We start from the raw sequence: 13,257 nt of genomic DNA on the forward strand, positions 1-13,257 counted from the left end.
AGGCAACCCCACTCACATCTCACTCTGAACCTCACGGCTCTCCTGCGAAATTGCAGAACCCGCCTTGGAAATATCCTGCCCAGCTCCCTCAACGGTTTCACAAGCGGCAAGTGACAAAAGTACGGCGCCCATAATCATCACACGTTTCATGGCAAACTCCTTTTCGTGTTTCGCCCCCTCAACGCGTCAGCCCGGGAAAGGGTTCCCACCGTCTTCTCTACCGTCATATTCCGCGCCCAAACCCGATTTGACCCGGATCAAAGCGACATTGCGGAATCATCTTAAGGTCACATGCGCGCGAATACATATGAAGAGCCTAAGGACCAAGCCATGAACAGATTAGCCGGCATCCTCTTTTCCCTCATCTCCACGACGCTGATGGGCGTGGCGGTGGTGGTCGCGTTGACCATCGGTCAGGACACGTTGAAACCCATTCTGATCTCGGCGGCCATCGGCTTTGTCGTCTCGATCCCGGTAACATGGTTCATCGCCAAAAAGATCATGGAAGAGTTCTCTTAAGCTTTCGCATCGACCGCCGTCATCCAGGCGCGCATTGCGGCCTCGAATTCGCGGGGTTTCTCGGCATGAAGCCAATGGCCCGTGCCGGGGATGGAGGCGAATTTGGCCTCTGGGAAGAACGCCTTTGAGCGGTCGCGATGATCGCGCTCGACATAGGTGCTTTCGCCGCCTGAGAGGAAGAACGTGGGGCCGTTATACTGCCCGGAGACCTCGGGGAAGCCAGTGATCTTTGGCATCTCTGCTTCCAGGACGTCGAGGTTCAAAAGCCAGCGTTTCTCTTTCACCACAAGGCTTTGCAGCAAAAACGCCCGCACGCCCGCGTCCAGCACGTCGCGGGCGAGTTGTTTGTCGGCGTCCGAACGTTTCTCCACGATGGAGAGATCAATCCGACGCATGGCGTCAATCAGCGGCGTGTTGTCGTGGCTGTAGGTGACGGGCGAAATATCGGCCACAACCAGCGATTTGATCAGCTCGGGGCGCGTGAGCGCCAGCACCATCACCGCCTTGCCGCCCATCGAATGGCCCATGACGTGGCACGGCCCATGTTCGGCCACCAGAGGTTCCAAAACATCGGCCAGATCAGCCGCCATGTCGGGGTAGCTTTGCGTCGGGAACCGCGGGCTGTCGCCGTGGTTGCGCTGATCAACCGCGACGACGAGGCGTTCGTCGGACAGGCGTTTCGAAATCACGCCCCAATTGCGGGCGGAGCCGAAGAGGCCGTGGACGATCAAAAGGGGCGAGGCGTCGGTCGGCTGACCGTTCAAGTCAATGTGCAACATGGTTGAGAGATAGCGCCTTGGCGCCCCGCGGCAAACCCCCTAAAAGAGGCGCATGGACCATTCCGTGACGCAGAGATCAGACGAGCTTGCCGGGCTTTTGCGCGACCATCTGGGCGTGCGCATGGGCGAAGGGTTCGAGGCCAAGGTGAAACACGCCGGACGCCGTCTGCCGCGCTGGGCGCGTCGGAAATCTGCGGTGATCATCGAGGCGATGGCCCTTGAGGCGCATCCGAAACTGGCGCAACAGGTGCCGCATAAAAAGGTCGATAAAGCCTTCAAAGAATTGCGCTATTTCCTCGAACGTCAGGATATAAATACACGTCGCAAGAACCGTGTTCTGGACCTGATCGCGACGATCGGCTTTGTGATCTTTGCCACCATCGCGCTTGCGTTGATCGTCATGATCTGGCGCGGTGTGGTTTAAAAGCTCGAGGGTGCAACGCGTCACGCTGCACCAAGGTGACCGTGACAAAGCTGACGTAAAGCAGCAGATACCACGAGCCCATTTTCGAAAAACTGACCATCTCGCCGGAGACCTGACCGTTATAGAGCCAGATCCGCGTCGCCGTGCCGATATTCTCGGCAATCCAGAGGAAAAAGGCAGAGAGCACGCCAGCGACAGGCATGGGCATCCAATGCCAATGCCCGATGCGATACCAGACGCGGGTGCGGGCAAAGAGGATCAGCGAAGCGATGAAAAGCCCGATGCGGATGTCCGGGCCGAAGTGATGCGTGAAGAAATTGAGATAGATCGCGAGCGCAAACAGAAGCGAGGCCCAATAGGGCGGGTAGGGCGCGAACCGCATGTCGAAGAGCCGGATCGCGCGGGCCATGAAACTGCCGACGGAGGCATACATGAAGCCGGAGAATAGCGGCACGCCGCCGATCTTGATCACGCCAGCGCCGGGGTAATCCCAACTGCCCATGTGGAGTTTGAATATCTCCATCACCGTGCCGGTGATGTGGAACAACAGGATGACTTTGGCCTCAGTGAAGGTTTCCAGCCGAAAGATCAGGAAGAGGATTTGCAGACCGAGCGCGTAGAGCAGCAATGCGTCATAGCGCGCGATGGTCCAGTCGTCTTGCCAGACCGCATGGGTCGCCAGCATAGCGATCAACAACAGCCCGCCAAAGAGCGAGGCCCAGCCCATTTTAACCGTGAACATGACCAGTTCGGTAATCGTATGCGGAAGACGGGCGCGGAGCCAATCGCCGAGACGGCGTTCAAGTGTGGTGGGCTGAGACATCGGGTAACATCGCAATTGTGAAAGAAAAAGGGGCCCGAAGGCCCCTTAACCTGTCTCGAATGTTCGAAATTTACAAGTTCGGGTAGAGGGGGAATTTCTCGCAAAGCGCCTCGACCTCGGCTTTCACCTTGGCTTCGACCTCTGCATTGCCTTCTTCGCCATTGGCAGCGAGCCCGTCCACAACCTCGACGATCCAGTCGGCGATCTGACGGAACTCGGCCTCACCAAAGCCACGCGTGGTGCCCGCAGGCGTGCCGAGACGGACGCCGGAGGTGACCATCGGCGGCTGCGGGTCGAACGGGATGCCGTTTTTGTTGCAGGTGATATGCGCACGCTCCAACGCCTTTTCCGTGTCCTTGCCGGTCACGTCTTTGGGACGCAGGTCGACGAGCAGAACGTGGGTGTCGGTGCCGCCGGTGACGATGTCCAGGCCGCCCTTCATCAGCTGATCGGCCAGCGCCTGAGCGTTGACGATCACCTGCTTGGCGTATTCCTTGAACTCGGGACGCAGAGCCTCGCCAAAGGCCACGGCTTTCGCCGCGATGACATGCATCAGCGGGCCGCCCTGAATGCCGGGGAAGATGGCGGAGTTCACCTTTTTGGCGATCTCGACATCATTGGTGAGGATCATGCCGCCGCGCGGACCGCGGAGCGTCTTATGCGTCGTGGTGGTCGCGACATCGGCATAGGGGAAGGGCGAGGGGTGCGCGCCACCTGCGACGAGACCGGCGAAGTGGGCCATATCAACCATCAGGATCGCACCAACTTCGTCGGCAATTTCACGGAATTTCGCAAAGTCGATCTGGCGCGGAATGGCGGAGCCACCGGCGATGATCAGTTTCGGCTTGTTCTCGCGGGCCAGCTCGGCGACCGCCTCGTAGTCGATGCGCTGGTCTTGCTGACGCACACCGTATTGCACGGCTTTGAACCATTTGCCGGACTGGTTCACGGTCGCGCCGTGGGTCAGGTGGCCACCGGAGGCGAGGTTCATGCCGAGGATCGTGTCGCCGGGTTGCAAGAGCGCGTTGAACACGCCTTGGTTCGCCTGAGAGCCGGAGTTCGGCTGGACGTTCACATATTGGCAGCCGAAGAGCTCTTTGGCGCGGTCGCGGGCGAGGTTTTCGGTGATGTCGACGAACTGACAGCCCCCGTAGTAGCGACGCCCCGGATAGCCTTCGGCATATTTGTTGGTGAGGACGGAGCCTTGCGCCTCCATCACAGCGGCGGAGACGATGTTCTCAGAGGCGATCAACTCGATCTCGTGGCGCTGACGGCCAAGCTCTTTGGTGATGCTGTCGAACAGCTCGGGGTCGCGGGAGGCGAGTGCCTCGGTGAAGAAACCGGAATCGCGGACATTGGCCGTCATGATATGCTCCTTGGCAGGCTGGGAGTGTCGCGGCTGTCTTAGCCATTCTGTCACATTTGGAAAACCCTTTGTCGGCGCATAATGATCATGAATCCGCGCGTGATTTGACCTTTCGCGGAGACGAAAGTTTCCGATCCGCGCCCGCGCGACCGTTTGGGGGTACAGTTTTCACAACAGAAGGATTGCGCAACCCCGCAGGAATTCAGGTGAAATCCCCAATCAGCTTTGATACTGAAAACCAAACACCGGGTCTGAAAGGGACATATCATGGCCAAAATCGCCTTTGCCGCCAGCGACGCCCAGATCGCGCAGCGCGCGCTTGAGCGGCTGTCGGCGCAGTATAAGGCGGTGCCGCTGGAAGAGGCGGAGGTGATCGTGGCCCTTGGGGGCGACGGCTTCATGCTTCAGACCCTGCACGGGACCATGCATCTCGACACGCCGGTTTACGGCATGAACTGCGGCACCATCGGCTTTCTGATGAACGAATTTCGCGAGGATGATCTGATCGAACGCCTGCGTGAGGCCGAGGAAGAGGTGATCAACCCGCTCTCCATGTTGGCCTGTGGTGAGGACGGGCGCGAACATAAGGCTTTGGCGATCAACGAGGTGTCGCTCTTGCGCGCCGGGCCTCAGGCGGCGAAACTTCGCGTCTCGATCGACGGAAAAATCCGTATGGAAGAGCTGGTCTGCGACGGGGTGCTGGTCTCAACGCCCGCAGGGTCAACCGCCTATAACTATTCCGCGCGCGGGCCGATCTTGCCCATCGGCTCGGATGTTCTGGCCCTCACCGCGATGGCGGCGTTTCGGCCCCGGCGCTGGCGCGGGGCCTTGCTGCCCAGTGCCGCGAAGGTGCGGTTTGACGTGCTGGAACCGGAAAAACGCCCGGTGATGGCCGATGCCGACAGCCGCCACACGGATAAGGTGCTCTGGGTCGAGATCGCCTCGGAACCCAAAGTCAAACACCGCATTCTCTTCGATCCGGGGCACGGGCTCGAAGAGCGGCTGTTGCGCGAACAATTCGTCTGATATGCGGCGGTGGCGTTAGCTTTTGCGGGTGCCACGCACGGGTTTGCCCCATGTTTCAAGTTTGCGGTAGAGCGTCGAAGGCGACACATCCAGGACCCGCGCGGCCGTCGGGATCGACCCGTCAGCCGCCTGAATTGCGGCTTCAATGGCATGTTTCTCGATTTCCGCCAAAGTGCGTCCCTGAAACGGATCTGCGCGTCCGGGAAGCCGCGCGGGCATGCTCTCGGCATCTTGCGAGGAAGACGTTCCAATGCCCCGCAGATAGGGCGGCAGGTCCGAGATTTCCACGACCGGCCCATCGTTCAACAGCGCGACATTCCAGATCACATTCATCAGCTCGCGAATGTTGCCGGGCCAATTGTGATCGAGAAAGATCGCTTTGACCCCGGTCGAGAGGGTGCGAAAGCTTCGTCCCTCCTGCGCACAGAGGCGATCCAATTCGGTCTCCGCGATCTCGACGACTTCGAGCCCGCGTTCGCGCAGCGGTGGGAGATGGATCGGCACCACGTTCAAACGATAGAACAAATCTGCGCGAAAACGGCCCTCGGCCACCTCTTCGGTCGTGTCGGGCGTGGAGGTGCAGATCAGGCGGAAAGAAACGGGCAGGGGCGTGTCGCCACCGAGGGGGGTGATCTCGCCGGTTTGGAGAATGTTCAAGAGCCGCGCCTGCATCGCGGAGGACAGCGCGCAGACCTCATCAAGCAACAGCGTGCCGCCATTTGCGCGCTCGACAGCGCCGGGTTTGGCGGGGCTGTCCGCTGTTGCGACATGGCCGAGAAGCTCTTCTTCGATCCGGTCCGGGTCAGCGGTGGAACAGTCGAGTTTGACAAAAGCGCCGGTATGGAACCCGGATTGGGCATGAATGGTGGCGGCAGCCTTGACCTTGCCGGTGCCGCTTTCGCCGGTGATAAACACCGAGGCGGCCGAGCCAGCGACGGCGCGGATGGTCGCATAGACGTCTTTCATCGGTTTCGACGAATGAACTGCGCCCTCCAAACCGTCGCCGCGCCCGATCGCTTCGCCTGGTAAAGTCCCGATGCTGCGCCCGGCAAGGGCATTGTTGATCGCGGAGATCAATTGATCCGGGGTCAGTGGTTTGACCAGAAAATCGACAGCGCCGTTGCGCATCGCGGCGACCGCGCGGTCGACTGTGGCAAAGGCTGTGACCGCGATGGCTTTCAGCTCCGGAAAGCGAGAGGTCAATTCCTCGATCAATTGCGCCCCGTCTCCATCCGGCAACACGAGATCGACCAAGGCGATGCGTGGCGCATGGCTTTGCGCGAGTTCAAGCGCTTCCTGTTTGCTGCGGGCGGTCAGGACGACATGCCCCTCGGCTTCCAAAGTGGCAGAAAAGAGGGTCAAATGGGTCGCGACGTCATCGACGATTAAAATGGGTGGGTGGGACATTTGTGTCCATCTCGCGCGTTAAGATCGAATGAATTGCAGTTTGAATATTTGAGGCATATTGCCGGAGATGACTTAGGATTTCAATGATGTCCGACGGCGCAATCTGATCAGAACGCTCCGACAGGACACGCGAGTCCCGCTGGGCCGCTTTCATATTGACCGTGGCGAAAAGGGCGGAAAGAGAATGACATGCCCGAGACAGCAGGGCGTGCCGTTCGGGGCCTTCCTGATCTTGCATCGCACGTCTGGCATCATCGAGATAGCGATCCAGATCATCGGACATCTGTGCCAGGACCTCGCGCGCTGTCGGGCCGGGCAGATGTGCGATCAGCGTGTCCAGACAGTCTTCCAGCGCGTCTTGTGGCGAGGCGGCCCGCCCGGCTGAGGCGTAGGGCGTGGGCTGCCCCGCAGACAGCGGAGATTCCAGCCCAAGTGCCACGGCCATGGCGTCGAGAATATCGCGCTGAGCGTTGACGGGTTTGCGGAGCACGGCCTTGACGCCATGCGACAGAATGGTCTGACGGTTCACCAGAAACACATGCGATGTGATGGCCACCGTCGGCGGAACAGGTTGGCTCTGGGCGCGGAGCCGCGACAACACCTGAAGACCCGACAACAAAGGCAATTCGATGTCCAGAAACACGATGTCGATCCTGGTGTCGGGGTCGGTGAGGCGTTCGAGCGCCTCTATCCCGTCATGCGCTTCGATCACCGTCAGGCCGAGCGTCTCAAGATCGTGGCGCAGCCCAAGACGCAAGGCCGCGCTGTCTTCGACCAAAAGCGCCACGAGTCCGGCAGGCAACTGCTGCGATTGCGCGATCGTGTCGGTGCTGGCCTCTTCCGGACGCGGGAAGGGCAAGGTCAAACAGGCCTCCGCGCCTCCATCGGGCGGGTTGTGAAGCGTCAGTTTCCCGTTCAATCGACGGGTCGCGTCAAGGGCCACATGCAGCCCAAACCCCGATCCCGGTTCGCCCGCACCGATGGGAGTGGGCGCCTGAACGGCGGACTTCAATACGGTGGGCGGAAAGCCTGGCCCGGCGTCGCGAATGCGAAACACGAGCTCTTCATGCCCCCCTTGCCCGGAGCGGGTGATGTCGATGGAGATCGGCCCAGGTCCGGCATGATGAAGCGCATTGGACACGAGGTTCGACAGCACCTGTTCCAGGGCCAGCATATCGAGATCCGCAATGTCGGGCAGGTGATCCGTGCCGCTGAGCAAAAGTTCGGAGCCGAGTTTTTCGGTGATCCTCTGCCAGCGTTGCACAAGCCCCGTCAGGACCAGTCGCGGCGCGCTGCTGAGAACGGGCGGGGGGCGTTTCTGGTGGTCATGGAACAGCGCTTCGGAGACTTCGTCGAGCAGGCGACCCAGATGCGCGCCGGTATGGCTCAGCCGCGACAGCTCATCCTGGACACGCCGCGGGAGATGCGCGTCCTGTGCCAACATTTTCAGCGCGCTTTGTAATTCCCCATAAGTCGAACGAATGTCGTGTGATAACAGGGAAATACGTCCTGCATCTTTGATTTGAAGCGTTTGGTGCTGTCCGTTCCTCTGTGTCAAAATATCCCCTTACGTCCAACCTGACGCTTAACCTTTTCAACTTTCCTGATCCGCTTTGACGGCAAGAAAAAAACGCGGCCAAATCAGGCCGCGTTGATCCCCGGCGAATTGGTTTACAAAGTCTTAACCAACCTTGCGCCGGGGAACAGTGATTTTTGGTTAAAATTTACTCTTTTGCGTAACCGAGTCCCTTAAGTGCCACCTTGATCTCGTCCAGAATGGCCGGATCGTCGATGGTCGCGGGCATTTTGAACGGTTGGCTGTCAGCAATTTTCACCATCGTGCCGCGCAGGATCTTGCCCGAGCGGGTTTTCGGCAAACGGTCCACCACACAGGCCATCTTGAACGCCGCCACCGGGCCGATTTCCTTGCGGACTGAAGCCACCACTTCTTTCACGATCGTCGCATGATCGCGATCGCACCCGGCGTTGAGGCACAAGAACCCCAGAGGCGATTGCCCCTTGAGCTGATCCGCCACGCCGATCACGGCGCATTCGGCCACGTCCGGGTGGTTCGACAGAACCTCTTCCATCGCGCCCGTCGACAGGCGGTGCCCGGCGACGTTGATCACGTCATCGGTGCGGGCCATGATGTAGACATAGCCGTCCTCATCCTTGATCCCCGCGTCGCCCGTCTCGTAATAGCCCGGGAAGGTGGTGAGATAGCTCTTTTTATAGCGATCCTCGGCATTCCACAGCGTCTGCAACGTGCCCGGCGGCAGCGGCAGTTTGATCGCGATGGCGCCCAGCTCCCCGTCGGCCACCGGATGACCCGCCTCGTCGAGAATGTCGATGTCATAGCCCGGCATCGCCACGGACGGCGAGCCGATCTTGACCGGCAATTCCTCAATGCCCAGAGGGTTCGCCGCGATGGCCCAGCCGGTTTCGGTTTGCCACCAGTGGTCGATCACCGGCACGCCGAATTTCTCCTGCGCCCATTTGATCGTGTCGGGGTCTGCGCGTTCGCCCGCGAGGAAAATCGCCTGAAGCTCATGCGCCTTGTAGCGTTTGATCCATTCGCCATTCGGGTCCTCGCGCTTGATTGCACGGAGCGCCGTCGGCGCGGTGAAGAACGACTTGACCCGCTGGTTCTGGATGATCCGCCAGAACACACCGGCATGCGGCGTGCCGACCGGTTTGCCCTCAAACACAATGGTCTGCGCGCCTTTGATCAGCGGGCCGTAGCAGATGTAGCTGTGGCCCACGACCCAGCCCACATCGGAGGCCGCCCAGAACCGGTCGCCCGCCTCGATGTTGTAGATGTTCTTCATCGTCCAGTTCAGCGCCACAAGGTGCCCGCCAGTGGAGCGCACCACGCCCTTCGGCGCGCCGGTGGTGCCGGAGGTGTAGAGAATATAAGCCGGGTGGTTGCCCTCGACCGGCACACATTCCGCCGGTTTCACACCGTATTGGAAGCCGTGCCACGAAAAGTCACGCCCCTCGATCAGCTTGGCAACCTCTTGTTCGCGTTGGAAAATTACGCAGAATTCGGGCTTGTGCTCGGCCTGCTCGATGGCTTCGTCCAAAAGCGGTTTGTAATGCACCACGCGGTTGGGCTCGAGGCCGCAAGACGACGCGATGATCGCCTTCGGCGTACAGTCGTCGATCCGCACCGCCAGCTCATGCGCGGCAAAACCGCCGAAGACGACGGAGTGCACCGCGCCGATCCGGGCACAGGCCAGCATCGCCTCAAGCGCCTCGGGCACCATCGGCATATAGATGATGACGCGGTCGCCTTTTTCGACGCCGCGCATCTTGAGCGCCCCCGCCAGAGAGGCCACGCGGGCCTGCAATTCCTTGTAGGTGATGCCCTTGGTCGAATGGGTGATCGGGCTCTCATGCATGATCGCGATCTCGTCGCCGCGACCGGCTTCGACATGGCGGTCGACTGCGTTGTAACAGGTGTTGGTCAACCCGTCCGAGAACCATTCATAAATCGGCGCCTTGTCGTCAAACAGCGCCTTCGTGGGCTTTTTGAACCAATAAACCTCCTCGGCGGCCTCCATCCAGAAGGCTTCCGGATCGGATTTCCAGGCCTCGTACACGTCTTTATATGCCACTCTTCGCGTCCTCCTCGCTGACTTGGCGTGATTGGCTCAGTCAGTGATTCCCTGCAGGGCTGCTATGCTGCGTAGGAATATCACGCGTCACAATCACGGGGGCCGCTCGGTAAACTGGCCCGCTCCGGCAATGTTGTTACCAGAGCGCGCCGCGAATGTTTATATAAAATTCGCAAACATATCGAGAAATGTAGTTTGCAAACTCTATCTCAAGGCTTTGATGTTGCAAATAGAAACGCCCCCGCGGATGAGGCAGGGGCGTTGCAAATCTGGTCTGGCGCGGGGACTTAGCCGTAATGCGCCACCGGCGTGCCCGCGATGGCGGACATGTTCAAAAGCCCGCGCGACGTGATCGACGGCGTCACGATATGCGCCTTGTTCGCCATCCCCATCAGGATCGGGCCGACTTCCAATCCGCCGCCCTTGGTCTTGAGGATGTTGCGCACGCCAGAGGCCGCATCGGCAATCGCAAAGACCAGCGCATTGGCCGGGCCCTCCAGGCGCGAATGCGGGAAGTTGCGGTCCCGCAAATCCGGGGTCAGGGCGCTGTCGATGTGCATTTCGCCCTCATAGTTGAAATCGCGCGGCTCCGCGTCGAGGATTTCCATGGCCGCGCGCATATGGCGGCCGGTCATGCATTGCAGGTTGCCAAACTCACTGTGGGAACACAGCGCGATGTTGGGCTCGATCCCGAAGCGGCGCACATGGCGCGCGGTGGCGATCACGGTCTCGGCGATCTGCTCCGGCGTCGGTTCCGTATGCACATGGGTGTCGGCGATGAACAGCGGACCGTCTTCTTGGATCATCAGGGACAGCGCGCCCACCGGCTGGCGCTCTTTCGTGCCCAGAATTTGCGTCACGTAGTTCAAATGCCACAGGTACTGCCCGAAGGTGCCGCAGATGACGCTGTCGGCGTGGTCCTGTTGCACCATGATGGCGCCGATCGCCGTGGTGTTGGTGCGCAGGATCGCCTTCGCCAGATCCGGCGTCACACCTTTGCGCGCCATCAGCCCGTGATAGGCCTGCCAATATTGTTTGTAGCGGCTGTCGTTTTCCGGGTTCACCACCTCGAAATCAATCCCGGGGCGGATTTTCACGCCTGCGCGCTCGGCCCGCATGGCGATCACCTCCGGGCGGCCGATCAGGATCGGCTTGTCGGTGGTTTCCTCGATCATGCCCTGGGCGGCGCGCAGCACGCGTTCGTCTTCGCCCTCGGCAAAGGCGATGCGGCGCTCGGCGTGGCTTGCGGCGGCAAAAACCGGGCGCATGATCAGCGCAGATTTGAACACCGAGCCGTCCAGCGCATCCTTATAGGCCTTCATGTCCGGGACAGGTTTCGTCGCCACGCCGCTTTCCATCGCGGCCTTGGCGACCGCCGAGGCGACAACGCCCATGAGGCGCGGATCGAACGGTTTCGGGATCAGATAATCCGGCCCGAATTCCATCCGCTCGTCCTGATAGGCGGCGGCGGCCTCCGCACTCGTGGTGGCCCGGGCCAGCGCAGCAATCCCTTCGATACAGCCGAGCTGCATCGCGTCGTTGATCTCGGTCGCGCCGACATCCAGCGCGCCGCGGAAGATGAAGGGGAAACACAGCACGTTGTTGACTTGGTTGGGATAATCCGACCGGCCCGTGGCGATGATCGCGTCGGGCGCGACCTTTTTCACCATGTCCGGCATGATTTCCGGCGTCGGATTGGCGAGCGCGAAAATGATCGGCTGTTTGGTCATCTTCTTGACCATTTCGGGCGTCAAAACGCCGGGCCCCGAGAGGCCGAGGAACATATCCGCACCTTCGATCGCCTCGTCCAATGTCCGCAGGTCGGTCTTTTGCGCAAAGGCGGCCTTTTGCGCCGTCATCTCTTCCTCGCGGCCCTCGTAAACCAGCCCGGCGATGTCACAAAGCCAGACATTTTCGCGTTTGAGGCCGAGTTTCAAAAGCATGTTGAGGCAGGCAATCCCCGCCGCCCCGCCGCCGGTGGACACCACTTTAATGTCTTCGATTTTCTTGCCCGACACGCGCAAAGCGTTGGTCGCGGCGGCGCCGACGACGATGGCGGTGCCGTGTTGATCGTCGTGGAACACCGGGATATTCATCTTCTCGCGGCACAATTGTTCAACGATAAAGCAATCGGGCGCCTTGATGTCTTCGAGGTTGATCGCGCCAAAGGTCGGTTCCAGCGCGCAGACGATCTCGGCCAGCTTTTCCGGGTCGCTCTCATTCACTTCGATGTCGAAACAATCGATGTTGGCGAATTTCTTGAAGAGCACGGCCTTGCCTTCCATCACCGGTTTCGAGGCGGCGGCCCCGATGTTGCCAAGGCCCAAAACGGCGGTGCCGTTGGTCACGACGGCGACCAGATTGCCGCGCGCGGTGTAGCGGCTCGAAGTGGTCGGATCGGCCTTGATCTCCAGACAGGCTTCTGCGACGCCGGGGCTATAGGCCCGCGCGAGGTCGCGGCCGTTGGCCATCGGTTTGGTGGCGCGAATTTCCAATTTCCCGGGTTTCGGGAATTCGTGATAGTCGAGCGCGGCTTGTCTCAGGCTGTCGTTGCGCGTGTCCGTCGCCATTGGTGATCTCCCAATCTTGTCTGCGGCCTTGTCTGCAGTCGTGGTGCGTAGAGGGTATTGTTTAACGTTAAACAACTTTGCCCTATGTTTGCCTCAAGACCTCTCCCTGGGCAAGCCTCTACGCCTCTGGGTAGGCCCGATGCAAGGGGGGATATGTGAAATCACGGCGCGCGGGCGGGGCGTCGTTTGAAGCGCGTAAAAGACAAGCAAACCTGTGCGGAGAACCGCACAATCTCTGAGGTCGCGGTCTGGCGCGCGTATCCCGCTTGCATCTGGACGGGCAAGGCTTCACTCTGGACCGAATAGTCAAAAATGAGGTCCTCCCGATGTCTGTGCTCCCCTCTTTGTTGGATGAAGCCGCGAAAATTCAGGACAAAGCCTATGCGCCCTATTCCAAGTTTCGTGTGGGCGCGGCGATCCGCACCCCGTCGGGCGCGATCTTCGCCGGCGTGAACGTGGAAAACGCCGCCTATCCCGAAGGCACCTGTGCCGAAGCCGGGGCCATCGCGGCCATGGTTTTGGGCGGCGAAACAGAGATCGCCGAAGTGGCCGTCATCGGAGACAGCGACGAACCGGTGCCGCCCTGTGGCGGCTGTCGGCAGAAAATCCGCGAATTTGCGGGGCCGGATGTGAAAGTCTCGATGATGTCGCGCACGGGCAAGGTGCTGACACTGACGGTGGGTGAGCTTTTGCCGGGCGCCTTCACGCCGGATCATATGGACTGAG

12 protein-coding genes are annotated in these 13,257 nt (G+C 60.4%); 4 read left to right on the plus strand and 8 right to left on the minus strand.

The features are described from left to right. Positions 1-12: 12 nt before the first annotated feature. Positions 13-150, minus strand: a complete 138-nt coding sequence (locus HCZ23_RS00750; RefSeq protein ID WP_167599793.1) for an entericidin A/B family lipoprotein — start codon at positions 148-150, stop codon at positions 13-15. 180 nt (positions 151-330) lie between these two features. Between HCZ23_RS00750 and HCZ23_RS00755 the strand changes: the two genes are divergently transcribed. Then, positions 331-519, plus strand: a complete 189-nt coding sequence (locus HCZ23_RS00755; RefSeq protein ID WP_167599794.1) for a CTP synthetase — start codon at positions 331-333, stop codon at positions 517-519. Here HCZ23_RS00755 and HCZ23_RS00760 read toward each other — a convergent pair. Continuing rightward, positions 516-1,298 carry an alpha/beta fold hydrolase gene (locus HCZ23_RS00760; protein ID WP_167599795.1) on the minus strand — a complete coding sequence of 261 codons (783 nt, stop codon included), beginning with the start codon at positions 1,296-1,298 and terminating at the stop codon, positions 516-518. The genes HCZ23_RS00755 and HCZ23_RS00760 overlap by 4 nt on opposite strands. Before the next feature lie 52 nt (positions 1,299-1,350). Between HCZ23_RS00760 and HCZ23_RS00765 the strand changes: the two genes are divergently transcribed. After that, positions 1,351-1,722 (plus strand): hypothetical protein, encoded by a 372-nt coding sequence (locus tag HCZ23_RS00765; RefSeq protein ID WP_167599796.1) that lies wholly within the window; start codon positions 1,351-1,353, stop codon positions 1,720-1,722. On the opposite strand, the gene HCZ23_RS00770 is transcribed toward HCZ23_RS00765, so the two are convergent. Both HCZ23_RS00770 and glyA read right to left on the minus strand, forming a co-directional pair. After that, positions 1,697-2,545 carry a DUF817 domain-containing protein gene (locus tag HCZ23_RS00770; RefSeq protein ID WP_167599797.1) on the minus strand — a complete coding sequence of 283 codons (849 nt, stop codon included), beginning with the start codon at positions 2,543-2,545 and terminating at the stop codon, positions 1,697-1,699. The genes HCZ23_RS00765 and HCZ23_RS00770 overlap by 26 nt on opposite strands. Before the next feature lie 70 nt (positions 2,546-2,615). Further along, positions 2,616-3,911, minus strand: a complete 1,296-nt coding sequence (glyA, locus tag HCZ23_RS00775) for a serine hydroxymethyltransferase (RefSeq protein WP_167599798.1) — start codon at positions 3,909-3,911, stop codon at positions 2,616-2,618. Positions 3,912-4,175: 264 nt separating this feature from the next. Here glyA and HCZ23_RS00780 point away from each other — a divergent pair, with 264 nt between their 5' ends. After that, positions 4,176-4,937 carry an NAD kinase gene (locus tag HCZ23_RS00780; RefSeq protein ID WP_368487278.1) on the plus strand — a complete coding sequence of 254 codons (762 nt, stop codon included), beginning with the start codon at positions 4,176-4,178 and terminating at the stop codon, positions 4,935-4,937. Positions 4,938-4,952: 15 nt separating this feature from the next. On the opposite strand, the gene HCZ23_RS00785 is transcribed toward HCZ23_RS00780, so the two are convergent. The 4 genes from HCZ23_RS00785 to HCZ23_RS00800 form a co-directional block, all read right to left on the minus strand. Continuing rightward, entirely contained in the window at positions 4,953-6,344 is a 1,392-nt protein-coding gene (locus tag HCZ23_RS00785) for a sigma-54 dependent transcriptional regulator (RefSeq protein WP_167599800.1), read from the minus strand. Continuing rightward, positions 6,313-7,788, minus strand: coding sequence for an ATP-binding protein (locus tag HCZ23_RS00790; RefSeq protein ID WP_167599801.1), 1,476 nt, complete (start codon positions 7,786-7,788; stop codon positions 6,313-6,315). The genes HCZ23_RS00785 and HCZ23_RS00790 overlap by 32 nt, the downstream gene beginning before the upstream one ends. Positions 7,789-8,068: 280 nt before the next feature. After that, positions 8,069-9,961, minus strand: a complete 1,893-nt coding sequence (locus HCZ23_RS00795) for a propionyl-CoA synthetase (protein ID WP_167599802.1) — start codon at positions 9,959-9,961, stop codon at positions 8,069-8,071. A 287-nt stretch (positions 9,962-10,248) separates the two neighbouring features. After that, the gene (locus HCZ23_RS00800; RefSeq protein WP_167599803.1) at positions 10,249-12,531 is read right to left on the minus strand and encodes an NADP-dependent malic enzyme; all 2,283 of its coding nucleotides are present in this window, start codon (positions 12,529-12,531) and stop codon (positions 10,249-10,251) included. Positions 12,532-12,857: 326 nt separating this feature from the next. Here HCZ23_RS00800 and cdd point away from each other — a divergent pair, with 326 nt between their 5' ends. After that, entirely contained in the window at positions 12,858-13,256 is a 399-nt protein-coding gene (cdd, locus tag HCZ23_RS00805) for a cytidine deaminase (RefSeq protein ID WP_167599804.1), read from the plus strand. Position 13,257 lies beyond the last annotated feature (1 nt).

Source organism: Celeribacter sp. HF31, assembly GCF_011806455.1.
Lineage (GTDB): Bacteria > Pseudomonadota > Alphaproteobacteria > Rhodobacterales > Rhodobacteraceae > Celeribacter.

Bases quoted from the DNA above. Each gene is read 5' to 3' on its own strand.
- glyA (WP_167599798.1), bottom strand. From the start codon at position 3,911: ATGACGGCCAATGTCCGCGATTCCGGTTTCTTCACCGAGGCACTCGCC.
- HCZ23_RS00785 (WP_167599800.1), bottom strand. From the start codon at position 6,344: ATGTCCCACCCACCCATTTTAATCGTCGATGACGTCGCGACCCATTTG.
- HCZ23_RS00800 (WP_167599803.1), bottom strand. From the start codon at position 12,531: ATGGCGACGGACACGCGCAACGACAGCCTGAGACAAGCCGCGCTCGAC.
- HCZ23_RS00755 (WP_167599794.1), top strand. From the start codon at position 331: ATGAACAGATTAGCCGGCATCCTCTTTTCCCTCATCTCCACGACGCTG.
- HCZ23_RS00750 (WP_167599793.1), bottom strand. From the start codon at position 150: ATGAAACGTGTGATGATTATGGGCGCCGTACTTTTGTCACTTGCCGCT.
- HCZ23_RS00760 (WP_167599795.1), bottom strand. From the start codon at position 1,298: ATGTTGCACATTGACTTGAACGGTCAGCCGACCGACGCCTCGCCCCTT.
- cdd (WP_167599804.1), top strand. From the start codon at position 12,858: ATGTCTGTGCTCCCCTCTTTGTTGGATGAAGCCGCGAAAATTCAGGAC.
- HCZ23_RS00790 (WP_167599801.1), bottom strand. From the start codon at position 7,788: ATGTTGGCACAGGACGCGCATCTCCCGCGGCGTGTCCAGGATGAGCTG.
- HCZ23_RS00770 (WP_167599797.1), bottom strand. From the start codon at position 2,545: ATGTCTCAGCCCACCACACTTGAACGCCGTCTCGGCGATTGGCTCCGC.
- HCZ23_RS00765 (WP_167599796.1), top strand. From the start codon at position 1,351: ATGGACCATTCCGTGACGCAGAGATCAGACGAGCTTGCCGGGCTTTTG.